Annotated in this window: 1 protein-coding gene; it reads right to left on the bottom strand. The window is 67.4% G+C overall.

The features are described from left to right. Positions 1–50: 50 nt before the first annotated feature. Entirely contained in the window at positions 51–668 is a 618-nt protein-coding gene (gene rpsD, locus CH341_RS31605) for a 30S ribosomal protein S4 (protein WP_111423700.1), read from the bottom strand. Positions 669–834: the final 166 nt, after the last annotated feature.

Genomic DNA, 834 nt, shown 5'->3' with positions numbered 1-834 from the left:
CGCCCAAGGGCGGCCGGCTTTCGTGTCTCGGCGTCGCGCGAAAAGGGCGATCAGCGCGAATAGTACTCGACGACCAGGTTCGGCTCCATCTGGGCCGCGTAGGGCACGTCGCCCAGATGCGGGATGCGGGCGAAGGTCGCCGTCATCTTGGAGTGGTCGGCGTCGATGTAGTCCGGCACGTCGCGCTCGGCGAGCTGCACCGCCTCGAGCACGACGGCGAGCTGCTTCGACTTCTCCTTCACCTCGATCACGTCGCCGACCTTGCAGCGATAGCTCGGGATGTTGACGCGACGGCCATTCACCTTGACGTGGCCGTGGTTGATGAACTGGCGGGCCGCGAACGGGGTCGCCACGAACTTGGCGCGATACACCACCGCGTCGAGGCGGCGCTCCAGCAGGCCGATCAGGTTGGCGCCCGAGTCGCCCTTCATCCGGATGGCCTCGTCGTAGATGCCGCGGAACTGCTTCTCGGAGATGTTGGCGTAGTAGCCCTTCAGCTTCTGCTTGGCGCGGAGCTGGATGCCGTAGTCGGAGAGCTTGCCCTTGCGGCGCTGGCCGTGCTGGCCGGGGCCGTATTCGCGGCGGTTCACCGGGCTCTTCGGACGACCCCAGATGTTCTGGCCCATCCGGCGGTCGATCTTGTACTTCGCTTCGTTGCGCTTGGTCATCGCGTCCTCGTGGCGGGGTTGCGCCCGCCTTGTTGATGGTCGTCCCGCCCGGCGGCGTCGCCGGTCGGAACATTGAGGATCGCGCCCTTCCTTTGCCCCGGCTTTTGGCCGGAACCGACAGGCCGCCGCCCTGCGCGGGCGGTTGCCACGGGTCGCGAAACGCCGC

The sequence above is a fragment of the Rhodoplanes roseus genome, from assembly GCF_003258865.1.
Taxonomy (GTDB): Bacteria; Pseudomonadota; Alphaproteobacteria; order Rhizobiales; family Xanthobacteraceae; genus Rhodoplanes; species Rhodoplanes roseus.
This window is presented reverse-complemented; position numbering and strand designations above follow the sequence as displayed.

Excerpts from the sequence above, each read along its gene's own strand:
- rpsD (WP_111423700.1), bottom strand. The coding sequence starts at position 668 with ATGACCAAGCGCAACGAAGCGAAGTACAAGATCGACCGCCGGATGGGC.